General features: G+C 37.5%; 10 protein-coding genes. 8 read left to right on the plus strand and 2 right to left on the minus strand.

The genetic code is table 11. The features are described from left to right. Positions 1-55: 55 nt before the first annotated feature. Genes BLS02_RS14735 through BLS02_RS14770 form a run of 8 tightly spaced genes read left to right on the plus strand, consistent with a single transcriptional unit; the run spans position 56 to position 7,152 of the window. Positions 56-586: a 3-hydroxyanthranilate 3,4-dioxygenase gene (locus BLS02_RS14735; protein WP_092493781.1), complete on the plus strand. Its 531-nt coding sequence runs from the start codon at positions 56-58 to the stop codon at positions 584-586. Then, positions 583-1,590, plus strand: coding sequence for an amidohydrolase family protein (locus BLS02_RS14740; protein WP_092493782.1), 1,008 nt, complete (start codon positions 583-585; stop codon positions 1,588-1,590). Before BLS02_RS14735 ends, BLS02_RS14740 begins: the two co-directional genes overlap by 4 nt. Continuing rightward, positions 1,587-2,039 carry a RidA family protein gene (locus BLS02_RS14745; protein ID WP_092493783.1) on the plus strand — a complete coding sequence of 151 codons (453 nt, stop codon included), beginning with the start codon at positions 1,587-1,589 and terminating at the stop codon, positions 2,037-2,039. The genes BLS02_RS14740 and BLS02_RS14745 overlap by 4 nt, the downstream gene beginning before the upstream one ends. A 13-nt stretch (positions 2,040-2,052) precedes the next feature. Next, a complete protein-coding gene (locus BLS02_RS14750) occupies positions 2,053-3,522 on the plus strand; it encodes an aldehyde dehydrogenase (RefSeq protein WP_092493784.1) in 1,470 nt (489 codons plus the stop codon). 60 nt (positions 3,523-3,582) lie between these two features. Beyond that, the gene (locus BLS02_RS14755) at positions 3,583-4,362 is read left to right on the plus strand and encodes a 2-keto-4-pentenoate hydratase (RefSeq protein ID WP_092493785.1); all 780 of its coding nucleotides are present in this window, start codon (positions 3,583-3,585) and stop codon (positions 4,360-4,362) included. A 58-nt stretch (positions 4,363-4,420) separates the two neighbouring features. Continuing rightward, positions 4,421-5,320, plus strand: coding sequence for an acetaldehyde dehydrogenase (acetylating) (locus tag BLS02_RS14760; protein ID WP_092493786.1), 900 nt, complete (start codon positions 4,421-4,423; stop codon positions 5,318-5,320). Positions 5,321-5,335: 15 nt separating this feature from the next. Then, a complete protein-coding gene (dmpG, locus tag BLS02_RS14765; protein ID WP_092493787.1) occupies positions 5,336-6,358 on the plus strand; it encodes a 4-hydroxy-2-oxovalerate aldolase in 1,023 nt (340 codons plus the stop codon). A 2-nt stretch (positions 6,359-6,360) separates the two neighbouring features. Continuing rightward, positions 6,361-7,152, plus strand: a complete 792-nt coding sequence (locus BLS02_RS14770) for a 2-keto-4-pentenoate hydratase (protein WP_092493788.1) — start codon at positions 6,361-6,363, stop codon at positions 7,150-7,152. Positions 7,153-7,439: 287 nt separating this feature from the next. On the opposite strand, the gene BLS02_RS14775 is transcribed toward BLS02_RS14770, so the two are convergent. Both BLS02_RS14775 and BLS02_RS14780 read right to left on the minus strand, forming a co-directional pair. Further along, the gene (locus BLS02_RS14775; protein WP_092493789.1) at positions 7,440-7,988 is read right to left on the minus strand and encodes an NADPH-dependent FMN reductase; all 549 of its coding nucleotides are present in this window, start codon (positions 7,986-7,988) and stop codon (positions 7,440-7,442) included. A gap of 531 nt (positions 7,989-8,519) precedes the next feature. Beyond that, on the minus strand, positions 8,520-14,339 hold the full coding sequence (locus BLS02_RS14780; RefSeq protein ID WP_092493790.1) for a DUF3320 domain-containing protein: 5,820 nt from the start codon (positions 14,337-14,339) through the stop codon (positions 8,520-8,522). Positions 14,340-14,848 lie beyond the last annotated feature (509 nt).

Below are 14,848 nucleotides of genomic sequence, written 5' to 3' on the forward strand. Positions count from 1 at the left end.
TAAAGTTAAATAAATAAGAGTTTACAAGTTTACTAAAAAAATGGAGGTATTTAATATGTCAAAGTTTAAAGCATTTAATTTGTTAGGTTGGATTGAAGAGAATAAAAGTGAAATGAAACCACCGGTAAATAACAAACAGCTTTGGGCTGACTCCCAAACCATTTGTATGATGGTTGGAGGACCAAATAAACGTCGTGACTTCCATGTAAGTCCCTCAGAAGAGTTTTTTTACCAAATTAAAGGTGATTGTTATGTTGAAGTAATTAATGATGAAGGAAAACGAGAAGTTGTAACAGTTAAGGAAGGGGAAGTGTTTTTATTACCAGGTATGGTTCCTCACTCTCCACACCGAGTTGCCAACACATATGGACTCGTTATCGAGCAACCTCGTGGTGAAGGGGTAACGGAAGATATGGTTTGGTTTTGCGACAAATGTGATCATGAATTACATCGCATAACAATGGTATTAACAAATATTGAAAAACAGCTTAAAGGCGGAATTGAAGAGTTTGATTCAAACGAAGAGCTTCGTACATGTAATAATTGTGGTCATGTTATGTCCGAAACAGTGGGACTTTGGAAATGAGAGTAGATTTTCATACACATATTATTCCGGAAGAAATTCCCGATTTTGCGGATAAGTTTGGTAGTGACAAATGGCCCGTATTGGAAAAAACGTGTAGTTGTGGTGCGAATATCATGATTGAGGGAAATGTATTTCGTGAAGTTACGGATCAGGTGTGGAGCCCAGAAAAAAGAATTCAAGATATGGATGCTGAAGGTGTAGATATCCAAGTGTTATCTCCTATCCCAGTAACATTTTCTTATTGGGCTAAAGTAGAAGAAGCGGAAGAAATGTCAAAAGTACAAAATGACTTTATCGCGAATACGGTTAAACAGTATCCAAATCGTTTTGTTGGATTAGGTACTGTCCCTTTACAAAATGTAGAAGTAGCTATTAAAGAGATGGATCGTTGTATACATGTATTAGGATTAAGGGGTATTGAAATTGGTACAAATATCAATGGAAAAAATCTAGATGAACCCGAATTTACAACTTTCTTTGAGATGGCTGAAAAATGGGGAGTACCAATATTCATTCACCCCTGGGAGACTTTGGGTAGAGATCGCCTGCCCCGTCATAATTTCATGTATACAGTAGGAATGCCGAGTGAAACAGCTGTAGCAGCAGCTAGTTTAATTAATAGCGGTATTATGGAAAGGTTTCCTAGATTGAAAGTTTGCTTTGCCCATGGTGGTGGATCGTTCCCTTATATTTTACCGCGGTTAGACCAAGGGTGGAATGCGTGGCCAAATTTACGGTTAACAAGTATGCCACCTAGTTACTACGCAAAAAAGTTTTATTTTGATTCATTGAATTATGACCCATTAAATATTAGGTATCTAGTAGATCGTTTTGGTCATGAAAAAATTATAATGGGTTCTGATTATCCATTTCTACTTAGGGAAGTTCCACCGGGTAAAGTGATTGATGAAACTATTAAATTAAGAGATGAACAAAGAAAGGCAATTTTAGGAAAAAATGCGCTTAACTTCTTAAATGTTGATATAAAGGAAGAAATCAAATGACGAAAACACCAGAGGAAAAACTTGAAGAACTAGGACACGTTTTGCCACCTCTAAGGCCTTCATGGGGTAGTTATGTAAGTTGTGTGAGAGTGGGGAATTTATTGTTTACTGCGGGACAAGGTGTTGATCAATATCATGGTAAATTGGGTAATGAATTAACTACTGAAGATGGCTATCTGGCAGCTCGTCAATCCATGCTAAATTTATTAAGTGTAGTTAAAAATGAAGTAGGCGAACTAAGTAATGTAAAACAGTTTGTTAAATTACTTGGTATGGTTAATTCGACAGAAGATTTCATAGAACTACCACAGGTTATGAATGGGGCTTCCGATTTAATTGGCGAAGTCTTTGAAGACAAAGGAAAACACGGTCGTTCAGCTGTTGGTATGGCACAACTTCCTAATAACACAGCAATTGAAATAGAAATGATTATTGAAATAGAAAATTAGGGAGGAATAGGAAGTGACTAATGAGGTAGCAGCTAATAATAGACTCATACAGGATTCAAAGCTATTTATTGATGGTAAATATATAGAAGCTCTTTCTGGTGAAACGTTCGAGACTATTAACCCAGCTACAAATAAGAAGATAGCTAGTGTTGCTAAGGGTGGCAAAGAAGATGCTAAACAAGCAATAAACGTGGCGCAAAGCACATATGTAAATGGAGTTTGGAGCACCATGTCTGTTAATGAAAGGTCGCGTATCTTGTGCAAGATGGCGGATTTAATTATGGAAAACGTGGATAAACTTGCCTATGTTGAAACATTAGATGTTGGTAAACCAATTAAGGAAAGTCGTGGATTTGATATTCCCCGTGCAGCAGACAACTTTCGATTTTTCGCTGAAATGGCTAAATACATGGTAGATGAACATTATGATATGCATAACCATATGTCTTATGCACAATATGCACCAGCAGGGGTTACAAGCTTAATTATTCCTTGGAATCTTCCCTTCATGCAAATGACATGGAAGGCCTCGGCAGCATTGGCTGCTGGCAATACAGTGGTGGTTAAACCAGCCTCTTATACACCACTAAGTGCTGTCTTGTTGGGTGAGATTGCTAACGAGGCTGGCCTTCCTCCTGGTGTGCTCAATATATTGACTGGGCCTGGTGGTTCTGTAGGAACAGAAATGGCTACCCACCCATCTGTTAGTCGGATTTCCTTTGTTGGGGAGTCGACTACGGGAAAAACTGTGATGCGTAATGCAGCTGAAAATTTAACTCCTGTCTCATTAGAGCTTGGAGGAAAGTCTGCTAATATTATATTTGCAGATGCTGATTTAGAAGAAGCGGTAGCTGGATCAATTGATGCCATATATCGTAATCAAGGGGAAATCTGTTTAGCAGGTTCAAGAATTCTGGTGCAAGAAAGCATATATGATCAATTCTTAGATCAATTTGTAGAAGCTGTAAAGAAAATTAAAGTAGGAGACCCAATGGATGAGGTCACTGATATGGGAGCTCTTGTATCACGGGAACACATGAAATCTGTGGATGACTACGTGCAACTAGGAATATCAGAAGGTGCCAAACTTGCCTATGGAGGAAGAATGGTTGCAGGAATGGAGACAGGCAATTTCTATGAACCTACCATTTTATATGATGTTGATAATAAGATGCGAGTAGCGCAAGAAGAAATTTTTGGGCCAGTACCAGTTGTTATTCCGTTTAAAACAGAAGAAGAGGCAATTCTAATAGCCAATGATTCAATTTACGGATTAGCTGGGGTTGTATGGACTAATGATTTACGACGAGCTCAACGCGTATCCTCCTTGGTAGATGCAGGTTTACTATGGGTCAACTGCTGGTATGTTCGTGACTTAAGAACTCCATTCGGTGGCTCTAAAGCAAGCGGCATTGGACGTGAGGGTGGTAGACACAGCTTCGATTTTTATACAGAAGCAAAAACGATTACCATTAAAAAGTAAAAACAAACGAAAGGGGATAAATTGATCGCCTTTCGTTTGTTTAGTATAGGGGGCTATATGATGTCAGTGCAAATAAGTCAATTTGCAACAGAGCTATTAGAGGCAGAAGAAGCGCGTCAAGGAATTAGGCCACTAACTGAACAGAATAAAAACTTAACGATTGAAGAGGCATATCAGATACAACTTGAGATTGTGGAAAAAAAGCTTGCACAAGGTAAAAAGATCATTGGTAAGAAGGTTGGTTTAACTAGTGATGCTATGCAACGTATGTTGAATGTCAATGAGCCTGATTATGGACATTTGTTTGATGACATGCAAATAGAAGATGGAGGAAACGTCAATGTAAGTACGATGATTGCACCGAAGGTCGAAGCTGAAATTGGCTTTGTTTTAGATACAGATTTAAAAGGTCCAAATGTCACTTATTTAGATGTCATGATGGCAACGAGGTATATTGTACCTACGCTTGAAATTATCGATAGCCGAGTTGCTGATTGGCAAATTAAACTAGCTGATACGGTTGCAGATAACGGATCATCCGCGAAAGTGGTAATTGGTAATCAAACATCAACGCTAAATCAAGTAGACTTACGTACTAATAGTATGGTCTTGTTTAAAAATGAGAAATTGATTGCAACTGGGGCCGGTGCTGCCGCTCTTGGACATCCGGCAGGGGCTATTGCCTGGTTAGCAAATAAATTATCTGAGTTCGATATTACATTGAAAAAAGATGAATTAATTTTACCTGGTGCTTTATCTGGAGCTGTAGCTGTAACTGCTGGTGATAAGATTGAAGCTAAATTTGGTTCACTTGGTAATGTAACTGTTTATTTTAAATAGCTTTTCGTAATTTTAGGTATTCCAGCAAAACTATTTTGAATGAGAGAGGAGAAATAAATTGGAAAAAGTAAAAGCGGCTATAATCGGCTCTGGAAATATTGGGACGGATTTGATGTATAAATTAGAACAAAGTGATGTGATTGATTTAACTACTATGATTGGAATAGATGCGGATTCTGATGGATTAATAAGAGCAGAAAAAAGTGGATATAGAGTCTTTTCTAACGGGATTCAAGGTTTCGTTGACAATCCAGATTCAGCAGATATTGTCTTTGATGCAACATCTGCAATTGCCCACGTGGAACATGCAAAAATTTTAAAAGACCTCGGCAAAATGGTGATTGACCTAACCCCTGCTGCTGTTGGCCCTTTTTTTTCTCCAGCGGTTGGTAATAAAGAAGATAATAGTAAATTGGATAATGTAAATATGATAACGTGTGGCGGTCAGGCGACGATTCCTATTGTCAATGCCGTTAATCAAGTTTCAGATGTGAAGTATGGTGAAATAGTTGCTACAATCTCTAGTTTAAGCGCTGGCCCAGGAACAAGAGCAAATATTGATGAGTTTACAATTACTACACGCCGTGGAATTGAAGAAGTCGGTGGTGCCAATACCGGGAAAGCGTTAATTATTTTAAATCCAGCAGATCCACCAATTTTAATGCGAAACACAGTGTACTGTGAAGTAGAACATATGGACGAAGCAAAAGTGAACGCTGCGATTAAAGCAATGGTTGATAAAGTAAAAGAATACGTACCAGGATATCATCTCCGACAAGATCCTATATTCGATGGGAATACCATAACTGTATTTCTTGAGATTGAAGGAGCGGGAGATTACTTTCCGCCCTATGCAGGCAACCTTGATATCATGACAGCTGCAGCCAAGCGTGTAGGCGAAGACTTTGGTCGTTTAATGTTAGATAAAAAGGCAGCAGTACAGAATCATAAGAAATAGACTGGAGTGAATTAAATGAGTAATGGTAAGTATTTACAACTAACAGAAGTAAGTTTACGTGACGGAAGCCATGTGGTAGCACATGCATTTACCGAAAAACAAGTACGTGATGTTGCGAAGTCGGTAGATGATGCTGGGATGCATTATCTAGAAGTCAGTCATGGAGATGGCTTAGGTGGATCTACTTTGCAATATGGGAAATCCCTTGTTGATGAAATGAAGTTGATTGAAGCAGCTGTCGATGAATGTAAACATACAAAAGTTTCTGTGCTACTCATTCCAGGGATTGGAACAATACATGAGTTAGAACAAGCACATAATTTAGGAGCTCAATTAGTACGTGTTGCGACCCATGCAACTGAGGCCGATGTATCTGCTCAACATATTAAAAAAGCCCGGGAATTGGGAATGGAAGCAATTGGTTTTTTAATGATGGCACATTCTGTCTCTGCTGATAAATTGGTGGAGCAAGCTAAACTGATGCAGAGTTATGGAGCTCAAGCTGTTTACGTTACGGACTCCGCAGGGGCACTGCTCCCACATGAAGTACGTGAAAAAATTCGCGCAATGCGTAAACATTTGGATGTAGAAATTGGTTTCCATGCTCATAACAATTTATCATTAGCGATAGCAAACACACTTGTTGCGATTGAAGAGGGGGCGACTCGAATTGACGGAAGTATTCGTTGTTTGGGGGCAGGTGCTGGGAATGCTCAAACCGAAGTATTACTCGCGGTCTTGGAACGAATGGGGATAGATCTGGGCATAGATTTGTATAAAATGATGGATGTAGCTGAAGATGTTGTAGGGCCTATTATTCAAGGTTCACAGGAGATACGCAAAGGAAGTCTTGTTCTAGGATATGCTGGGGTATATTCTAGTTTCCTACTTCATGCAGAACGTGCTGGAAAAAAATTTGGAGTTGACCCACGTGATATTTTAATAGAACTCGGAAAAATGAAAGTAGTTGGTGGTCAAGAAGATATGATTGTTGATGTTGCTGCTGATTTATCCAAAAAAGCTAAAGCGGGGGTTTAAATATGTCTTTGATTACAAGTAAAGAAAAAGAAATTATTAATTATTTGTACGCAGCAGAGCAGGACGCACTTGAAGTGATTAAAGTGACCGATGACTATCCGGAACTAACTATTGAAGAAGCCTATGGGTTACAAGATGAATTACTTGCTCATAAACTAGTAGAAAATAGAACAAAAGAAGTTGGGATAAAGCTTGGGTTAACAAGTAAAGCCAAACAAGAAATGATGGGAGTCAACGAAGCTATTTATGGTGTGTTGCATAATGATATGCTGGCTTACGAGTGGGAGCCTGTGGATTATGCACAACTTATACATCCAAAAGCCGAGCCAGAGATTGCCTTTTTCATGGATCAAGATTTAAAGGGTGCAGATATAACTGAGGAAGATGTAATAAACGCAACAAAATATGTTGCTCCTGCAGTTGAAATTATTGATAGTCGTTACAAAGATTTTAAATTCACCTTAGTCGATGTGGTAGCAGATAACTGTTCCTCTGCTAAATTTATTGTAGGGAGCAAATGGGTTTCTCCAAACACAGTAGATTTAGGTAATATTGGGATGGTGATGACTAAAAATGGTAAGGTAGCGACAACAGGGTCGAGTGCTGCTGTTTTAGGACATCCTGCAACAGCCATCACTTGGGCAGTTCATCAGTTAGCAGCACGGGGAAAAGGTCTAAAAAAAGGTGATATTATCTTAAGTGGTGCGATGTCCGGTGCAATTGCCTTTGATTCGGGGGATTCTATTATTGCGGAATTCGATAATTTAGGCAGTGTTTCTATGTTTTGTAAATGAAAATAAGCCCAAAGGGGATATAAAAACAAGGTAATCACCAATACTTAGTAGGTGATTACCTTATTTCTTTACTCGAATAAACTTTTCAGTGACCTTAGGAAAGAGGAGGGGGATAACTTATAAGGTATTCGTATGCTTATGTGGAAAAGTGCCAAGATTTCAATGGCACTCGCGGGCTTGCTAATAAGTTTCTCCCGTGACTAGGTATTGCAAAGTCTTGTACTGTTTAATATGAGCTCTGTATAAGGCCTGGTTAGTAATGACGAAGCTTACCATGGGGTTTTATGTTATGCCTGTTGTTCTGACCTCAATACCTTTTGCATGTGCACTATCTCTTCTGCTAGTGTATGAATGCGATTCAAGAGTTCTGTATTAACGATTTGATTATCCTCAGTATAATGATCACAGTTAGCATAAACATATGATGGGGCCACATGAGATCGCAGATACCCCGCTATCGGTTTTAATTGATTCTCAATCATTAGATAATGTTGGTATGTTCCCCCATTTGCAACGAAAGCCATAACTTTGTGGCGAAATATTGATGGTTTGACCAAATCAAATACATTTTTTAATGGGGCTGGTATTGAACCATTAAATATTGGGCTTCCAATAAGGTAAGCATCGGCACTAGACATTTCTTCTATAATTCTTTGAGTATCGTTATTATATAATTCAAAGCTTCTACCGTCACTAAATTGCATATCATATTCTCTTAAATCAAGGAGCTTGGTTTCAATACTAGAGTCTATACTGTTTATTTCCTCTATAACAGCTTTTACTAGTATTGATGTTTTTTTTCCCACAATCGTTCCCGACACTCCAACTATTTTCATAATTAAACCTATCCTTTCCAAACAATATTTTTCTTTATTAACCATTAGTTAATTTAAGCTATGACTCTTCATATTACATTTCAATTATCTTTAAATTCACTTAATAAAACAACTCTAAAATTTCACAATATTAAATATTATTTAGTTTATTTTTAGGAATCTGTCAGATCTATTGAGCCTGAAGTAACAGCTGTAAAAGCAAAGGTATAAGTAGCCTGGACAGGAGTTTGCAGATATAGTAACTGAAATTGGAGAAGGAATTACATATGTTTCATTTGGCGATAAGGTAGCTATTGAACCTGTGATTTACTGTGGACGCATAAGTTCACCTAAACCTTTTCCCTTGAAGAAGGGCACTTGTTGAACCACAGCTGTTTCGTTTCATGGAAACAATGGTACTTATGGTTTATTAGGAGAACTTCCATATTAGTATCTAATTAATAAAATAGAAAAATAATATGTGAAAGTAAAAGTGAAGATACAAGTAAAAAGGGAGACCTAAACCACATAGGATTAGGACTCCCTCTCAAATTAATTATTAATCTCTACATTTCCTTCCTCATCTTCTGTAATTAACCCTTTGTCAACAGCTAGATCAATAGCTTCCTGCATATAGCTTTCTAATTTATTACTAGTACGGTTATAGCCAAGTTGCCTTGCTATTTCGCGTGTTAAGTCTTGCTTTGGCAGGCGAAGGGAGGTATGCATGATCTTTAGAATTCCATTGGCATACTCGGTCTTACTAATATCCTGCAAGGCTCTTCGATAACGATCTTTAATCCTGAACTCATTATAAGTCTTGAATTGTTCCTCATCTTTCCAGAGAAACTTTCCTTTTTTATCAGTTGTTTCATATAGCATCATGCCTTTAACTGAATCATTAATAACTTTCTCTAACTTGGCACCACTTCGACTAAATCCCCACGAATTGGTAATTGATTTGGTTAGTTGAGAGAAGCTAACAGGTGCTTCTTGCTCAATAATCTGTTTGATTTGTGCTCTGATGGTTGGCATTCCTTCAACTGTGTAAAATGAATCGTTATCCATATTAACATCTTCCAATAATGCAGGCTCATAATAATCTTCCTTTGATTCCTTCTCAGCCTCTGGGATAATCAGACTGCTGATTTTTTCTTGGAAGGATTCCTGTTTATTTTTTGACACGGGAACTTTTGGTTTAACCTTTTCAAAAGAATTATTCTCAAATTCCTTTAGTTGTGCCAGAAGATTGTCAATTTGCTCTTTCTCATTATGCCACCACTCAATTGACCATACTTTAATAATATGCCAGCCTAATCGATCTAGCATTGTGTCAGTCAGTTTGTTCCGGTCGCGGGTTGTTGAACGATTCGCATATCTGTGCCCATCAATTTGGACTGCTGCAATATAGTTTCCTTCCCGCTTTTTGTCAACAACTGCTAAGTCTACTTTAAATTCACTGCTGCCAACATTTGTGTCAACCTGATAGCCTTGTTCTTGGAGTGCCTTTTGTATGATAGGAATGATGGAGCTGGAATTTGGTCGGCCATTTTTAATGCGATTCTCTAGCAATAATGGTTCATTTCCTCTTTTGGCAAATTCCATAAAGGCACGTAAACTATGGACACCCTCTGCTTTAGTTCGTGATAGATTGATTTGGTCTGGTTCCATTGATGCAATAATAACCATTTCCTTTTTTGCACGGGAAACTGCAACATTTAGGCGACGCCAACCACCGTCACGATTTAATGGTCCAAAATTAAGTGTCATATGTCCTGTTTCATCTGGTCCATAGCCAACTGTAAAGAGAATAACATCGCGTTCATCTCCCTGAACATTTTCTAGATTTTTTACAAAGACGGGTTCCTGTACTTCATCGGTGAAATATTTTTCCAATGTTGCATCTTGTTTTAGTCGCTCATCAATCATGTCTTCTATGAGTGTTTGTTGTACTTGGCTGAACGTTACAATTCCAATACTTTCATGCTGTTTCAATGGGTCTTTTAGTCTTGAAAAAATCTCTTCAACGATAACTTCAGCTTCGATTTTATTACTTCTCGTTTTCCCTCGATCATAAGTGCCACCAACATTTCTAAATGAAACTCTGGAAACAATATCATCAATAGAAGGGAAGGTTACTAGTTTATTTTCGTAAAAGTGATTGTTTGAAAATGAGATTAAACTTTCATGTTCACTTCGGTAATGCCATCTTAAATGTTTTTGTGGCATTCTTATCGATAAGCTATCGTCCAGAACGCTTTCTAAATCTTGTAAGTCAAAATCATCCTCTGTTTGTTGTTGTGAACTAAAGAAGCTTGTTGGAGGAAGCTGTTTCGGATCTCCCACCACGACTACATTCTTCCCTCTTGCCATTGCACCAATTGCTTCACTTGTAGGTAATTGGGAAGCTTCATCAAAAATTACCAAATCAAATTTTGATGATGAAGGATCAAGATACTGAGCAACTGATAACGGACTCATTAGCATACATGGTTTAATTTTGGGCAAAAGATTAGGAATTCGTTCAAACAGTTGTCTTAGAGCGATTCCACGTCCTTTGCTTTTAATAGCCTTTAATAGAATACCAGGCTCTGAGCTTTTAATAGCATTATTCATAAGGTTAGGTACACGTTCCATTAGTTTTACGTATACCTCTAACTTAGTCAATTCACTTATTTCGTCATCTAGCTCATTGAACTTCTTTAGCTTATTTTCAAATGATGCTCTTGTAAACTGTGCTAGTGATTCATTGCTGGTAATTTCTTCGTCTATTCGGATACGGTACACGCCATATAAATAAGAAGAAAGAAGTTCCTTATGATTTATTTCTCCTCTAAGATATGGTGCTGTTACATGGCCTAATCCAAATGTCTCAGCTTCCTGTACCACACGTGAGAGGTTACAGTTATCCTTTAATTGCGGTAGCGAATTAATTAAGCGAGATGCCTTTTCCCTGGCAAAGTTTACCCAGTCAGATTGCTGTGGTTCATGGAAATCTGTCGCTACCAATTCTTTTTCAATCGTTTCCCAGCTTTTCATAATGGTTTCATATGTTGTTGTATATGTTTCTATTTGTTCCTTCATCTCGGAAGTGGTTAGTAATTGATTGTTATCCTGTAAAGCTTGAGCAACTCCAGCTAAATAGCTTTGTGAGCCATTAAATTCCTCTATAATTGACCGAGTGGATGTCAGCCATTCCACAGCTGTTTCGATGTCCGTCCACTGGCCCTCTGTTTCATGCCATAAATTAGGGAAGTGAATCTTCATTTGCTGATCATTATCATCCAGTGTTTTTTGTTTTTCTTGAATATCTTGAACGCTGGCAATAATGGTTTCCAGTTCATCGGATCCAATCTTATCTTTTGCTTTAAGGTATTTCTTCAGTTCTTTTGTTATTTTATTTTTACCTAGTAGTTTTTTGAAAAACCAGCTGTTTTCAGCAAGTCTTAGTTCCTGTAATAAAGACTCCGTATCCATTTTAATAATTGATTTATCAAAGCGTTCTTCAATTATTTTCGTTTTTTCATCTCGTTTTTGACCATTACTTATAACTTCAAGGATTTTCTTTTTTGTCTTGTCAAAATTCTCTTCCCCTAGCAATGCAAAATTCACCTTGGGACGGTTTTGCAAAGAGAGGATAATGGTGTGAACAAATTTGTACCATGGATGGTCTTTTTTTTTGCTGGTTAGTCCCAGTTTTTCCAAATCATTTTCTATTTCCAGTAAGTGTTGTGATTTTTCCTCAATAGCGGTTAATTCTTTTTTTAAATCATCATGCAGTTTTAATGAATAATCAGTCTGTTTAATTCCTGTCCATACATTCTTACCGAGGTCACCACATGCCTCGCCAGCAATTGCTATGTCTTCAATTAACTGTTTGGATTTCCGGAATGTGACTTCATCCATGTTTTTCACTTTTTCCCGGTTAAATTCAATTGTGTTAGTTGCTGTTTTCATATCAGAGTATACTTCTATCATTTCAAATATACTTTGGCCAATTGTCGTTGGTTTGTGCAAATCCTGCACATATTGGTTTAGTTCTTTTTTTAGTTCTGTTATTTCCTCATACTTCGAACCCCATTCTGTTCCTTTTGTTCGTTGTTGTGCTTCAAATGAAGTTTCCAACTGAGCTAGTATGTCTTTCTTTTGGCCCTTGTTTGAGTAAACTTCCAGACAGAAGTCACCTAAGCCGATATCTGCCAACCTTTTTTGTACAACACTTAACGCTGCCATTTTTTCGGCAACAAAAAGCACTGTTTTTCCAGTTGCCAGGGCATGTGAAATCATATTTGTAATGGTTTGCGATTTCCCTGATCCGGGTGGGCCGTGTAATACGAAACTATTATCGCCACCAGTAGCGAGAATGGCTTCGGTCTGGGTACTATCTGAGCTTAATGGAGTATATAACGTTTCTTCTTCATCTTTTTCCGTTGTTAAAGGTTCAGTCATTGCTTCATTAACTTCTCCGACATAATTCCCTTCCACTAAACTTTTGACTACTTTATTCTCCTTTAATTTTTCGGAATGATTTACAAGGTCGTTCCACATAACGAATTTTGAAAATGAAAACACACTGATACTGGCGTTTTCCTGAACATCCCAATTTTTCATAGGCATTATGAGTCTACGCATGGTTGTTAGGACTTTCTTGACATCTGCACCATGATCGTCTATTGGAATATCATACAAACGGGACGCATCAATTCCAAACTTTTGTTTTAAATATTCGATGAGTGAGATGTTAATTTGTACTTCCTCATCACGTGCCCGGATATAATAACCTTTTTTGGCAGACATCCGTACTAAATCAACTGGTAATAATAAAATCGGAGCAAAACGTTCCTGCGTCTGTGATTTAGGGTCATACCACTTTAGAAAACCAAGAGCAACAAATAAGGAATTTGCCCCGCTTTCCTCTAAGGTATTCTTTGCTTTTCTGTACAATTTCACGAGTTCTTTTTCTAATTTAGTATCCGTGAGTGTTGAGCGTAACCGGTTATTTTGCATATCCTCCTGAAGTATTTGTGATTGCAGTAGTTCCTTCTGGTCCCTAAAATCACGAGCTTTGTTTCGCCACTCATTTGGAAGAGGCTCAATAAAAACCTTCTTACCCATGGCAAGTATATCCTCAGTCTGTGCTAAGTCAGAACTTACCACAGGAATACCCTGTGTATGTAAACGGAAATTTAACAAGTTATTTCGTAAACTCATATCGATAAGACGGTTTTGCCAGTATGTTACTTTATCTTCCTGTTGACCTAACTCATTTGAATCGGATTCATTGTCAGGAATGATATCCAATTGTTCGACACCATAATTCTTATTAGGTTTAACAGGCCCTTCAACTTCCGCCGCGCCTTTAATCATTGCTCCCTTATCAATTTTTAGTGAAAAAGGTTTCACCTGGCCAATTCGAGCTCTGCGAACATCAATAAAGTAATGGAAGGAATCCTGCTTATCTAAACTATTTTTAGCAGATTGAACAGCACTTTTGAATGTGGCATCCATGTTCGTTAGCAAAGTAGACTCAACAACGATAAGTTCACTTATACCACTTGCCATATTCTTGGTTAAAATACTTTTATCATCTTGAAAACTCTCAGATGAGCAATATTCCTTTAGCCAGAAAGCAGGGAAGGCATGACCTTGTAGGAAAACCACAATAGGGTGAAGACCGATTGCTTCCGCACATGCCGCAAAAAGTAATGTTGAATCAAGACAAGTCGCTAACTTATGTTGTTTGATCATATCTGGAAAACGGATTTTCTGTCCTTCTTGTTCAAAACTTGCTGGGGGATTTGCATAAGCGATTTGGTGTGATTGAATGGCAGAGAAAATTGCGGAAAGTTGTGCTAAAGCACGGTTTGGATCACCACTTTGATATCCGTCCATGGCATTATTACCTGTGTTTTTCTCCAAAATTTCGGATGCCTGCTTTACAATTTCCATGATAAACGGGCGGTTAGGCGTTATAAAACTGGCAATAATTTCAGGAAGAACAGAAGACCCCGGCCATGAGTCAAAGGATAAGATATCAATTGGTAAGTACTCTTTATAAAGTTCCTGTTCTCCTGAGGTTATTTTTAATTGAAGGTGTCCAGTCACTTCTTCATCTAAACTGCTCAAGAAGTCAAAGGATAAAAAGAGATCAGGATGTACCTCGATTATTTCTCCAGCATCCAGTTCTTCAATATTCATGGAATACGAATCGGAAAAATTAGGATTTGCTATGATTTCAATTTTAATATCGTTTAATGTATGTATCGAAGCATTTTTAATCGCAAGAAACTTGATAACAGGTACATGGTTCTGCTGCAATGCAAAGCTGACCTTTTTGTCATACTCATATTCACAGTGAATTACTTGTTCCATAATATTAAACCTCCTTATTCAAAATATTAAGCATTATTTACTATTATAACAATCTGAGCGGAATTTTGTTGAATTTTAGGGAAATTATTGGAAAAATGGTAAAATGTAAGATAAATAAGTGCATTCAGGTTTCTCTTTTGTTGTATATGAAAATTAGTGCTGATTATGCTCCTTTTCATGCCACTTTTCCCTATCAAAAACGATAGTAATAGTAACCACCCACTTCTTATATATACAATCGAATGCTAACTTTAAAAGGTGTCATCGAAAACCAAGTCTTTATAATAAGGATACCGGCACGTTGATGTAGAAGTGGTTTAGGCCTATACATTTTTTTGCACAGTCTATACTGTATCATTGAAAATAATATGTTATTGAAGATGATAAAAATTATCTACAAGTCATCCAATAAAAAATAATCGGTTTAGCACTTACCATTTATAACGCTAATTTGATAGCGGTAAGGGAAAAGGAATTTGAATTTGAAGCATTATGAATAGGGGAAAACC

The organism is Virgibacillus salinus (genome assembly GCF_900102415.1).
Taxonomy (GTDB): domain Bacteria; phylum Bacillota; class Bacilli; order Bacillales; family Amphibacillaceae; genus Lentibacillus; species Lentibacillus subterraneus.

What these genes read in the sequence shown, in the direction of transcription:
- BLS02_RS14735 (WP_092493781.1), top strand. Translation starts at nt 56, where the DNA reads ATGTCAAAGTTTAAAGCATTTAATTTGTTAGGTTGGATTGAAGAGAAT.
- BLS02_RS14740 (WP_092493782.1), top strand. Translation starts at nt 583, where the DNA reads ATGAGAGTAGATTTTCATACACATATTATTCCGGAAGAAATTCCCGAT.
- BLS02_RS14745 (WP_092493783.1), top strand. Translation starts at nt 1,587, where the DNA reads ATGACGAAAACACCAGAGGAAAAACTTGAAGAACTAGGACACGTTTTG.
- BLS02_RS14755 (WP_092493785.1), top strand. Translation starts at nt 3,583, where the DNA reads ATGTCAGTGCAAATAAGTCAATTTGCAACAGAGCTATTAGAGGCAGAA.
- dmpG (WP_092493787.1), top strand. Translation starts at nt 5,336, where the DNA reads ATGAGTAATGGTAAGTATTTACAACTAACAGAAGTAAGTTTACGTGAC.
- BLS02_RS14770 (WP_092493788.1), top strand. Translation starts at nt 6,361, where the DNA reads ATGTCTTTGATTACAAGTAAAGAAAAAGAAATTATTAATTATTTGTAC.
- BLS02_RS14775 (WP_092493789.1), bottom strand. Translation starts at nt 7,988, where the DNA reads ATGAAAATAGTTGGAGTGTCGGGAACGATTGTGGGAAAAAAAACATCA.
- BLS02_RS14780 (WP_092493790.1), bottom strand. Translation starts at nt 14,339, where the DNA reads ATGGAACAAGTAATTCACTGTGAATATGAGTATGACAAAAAGGTCAGC.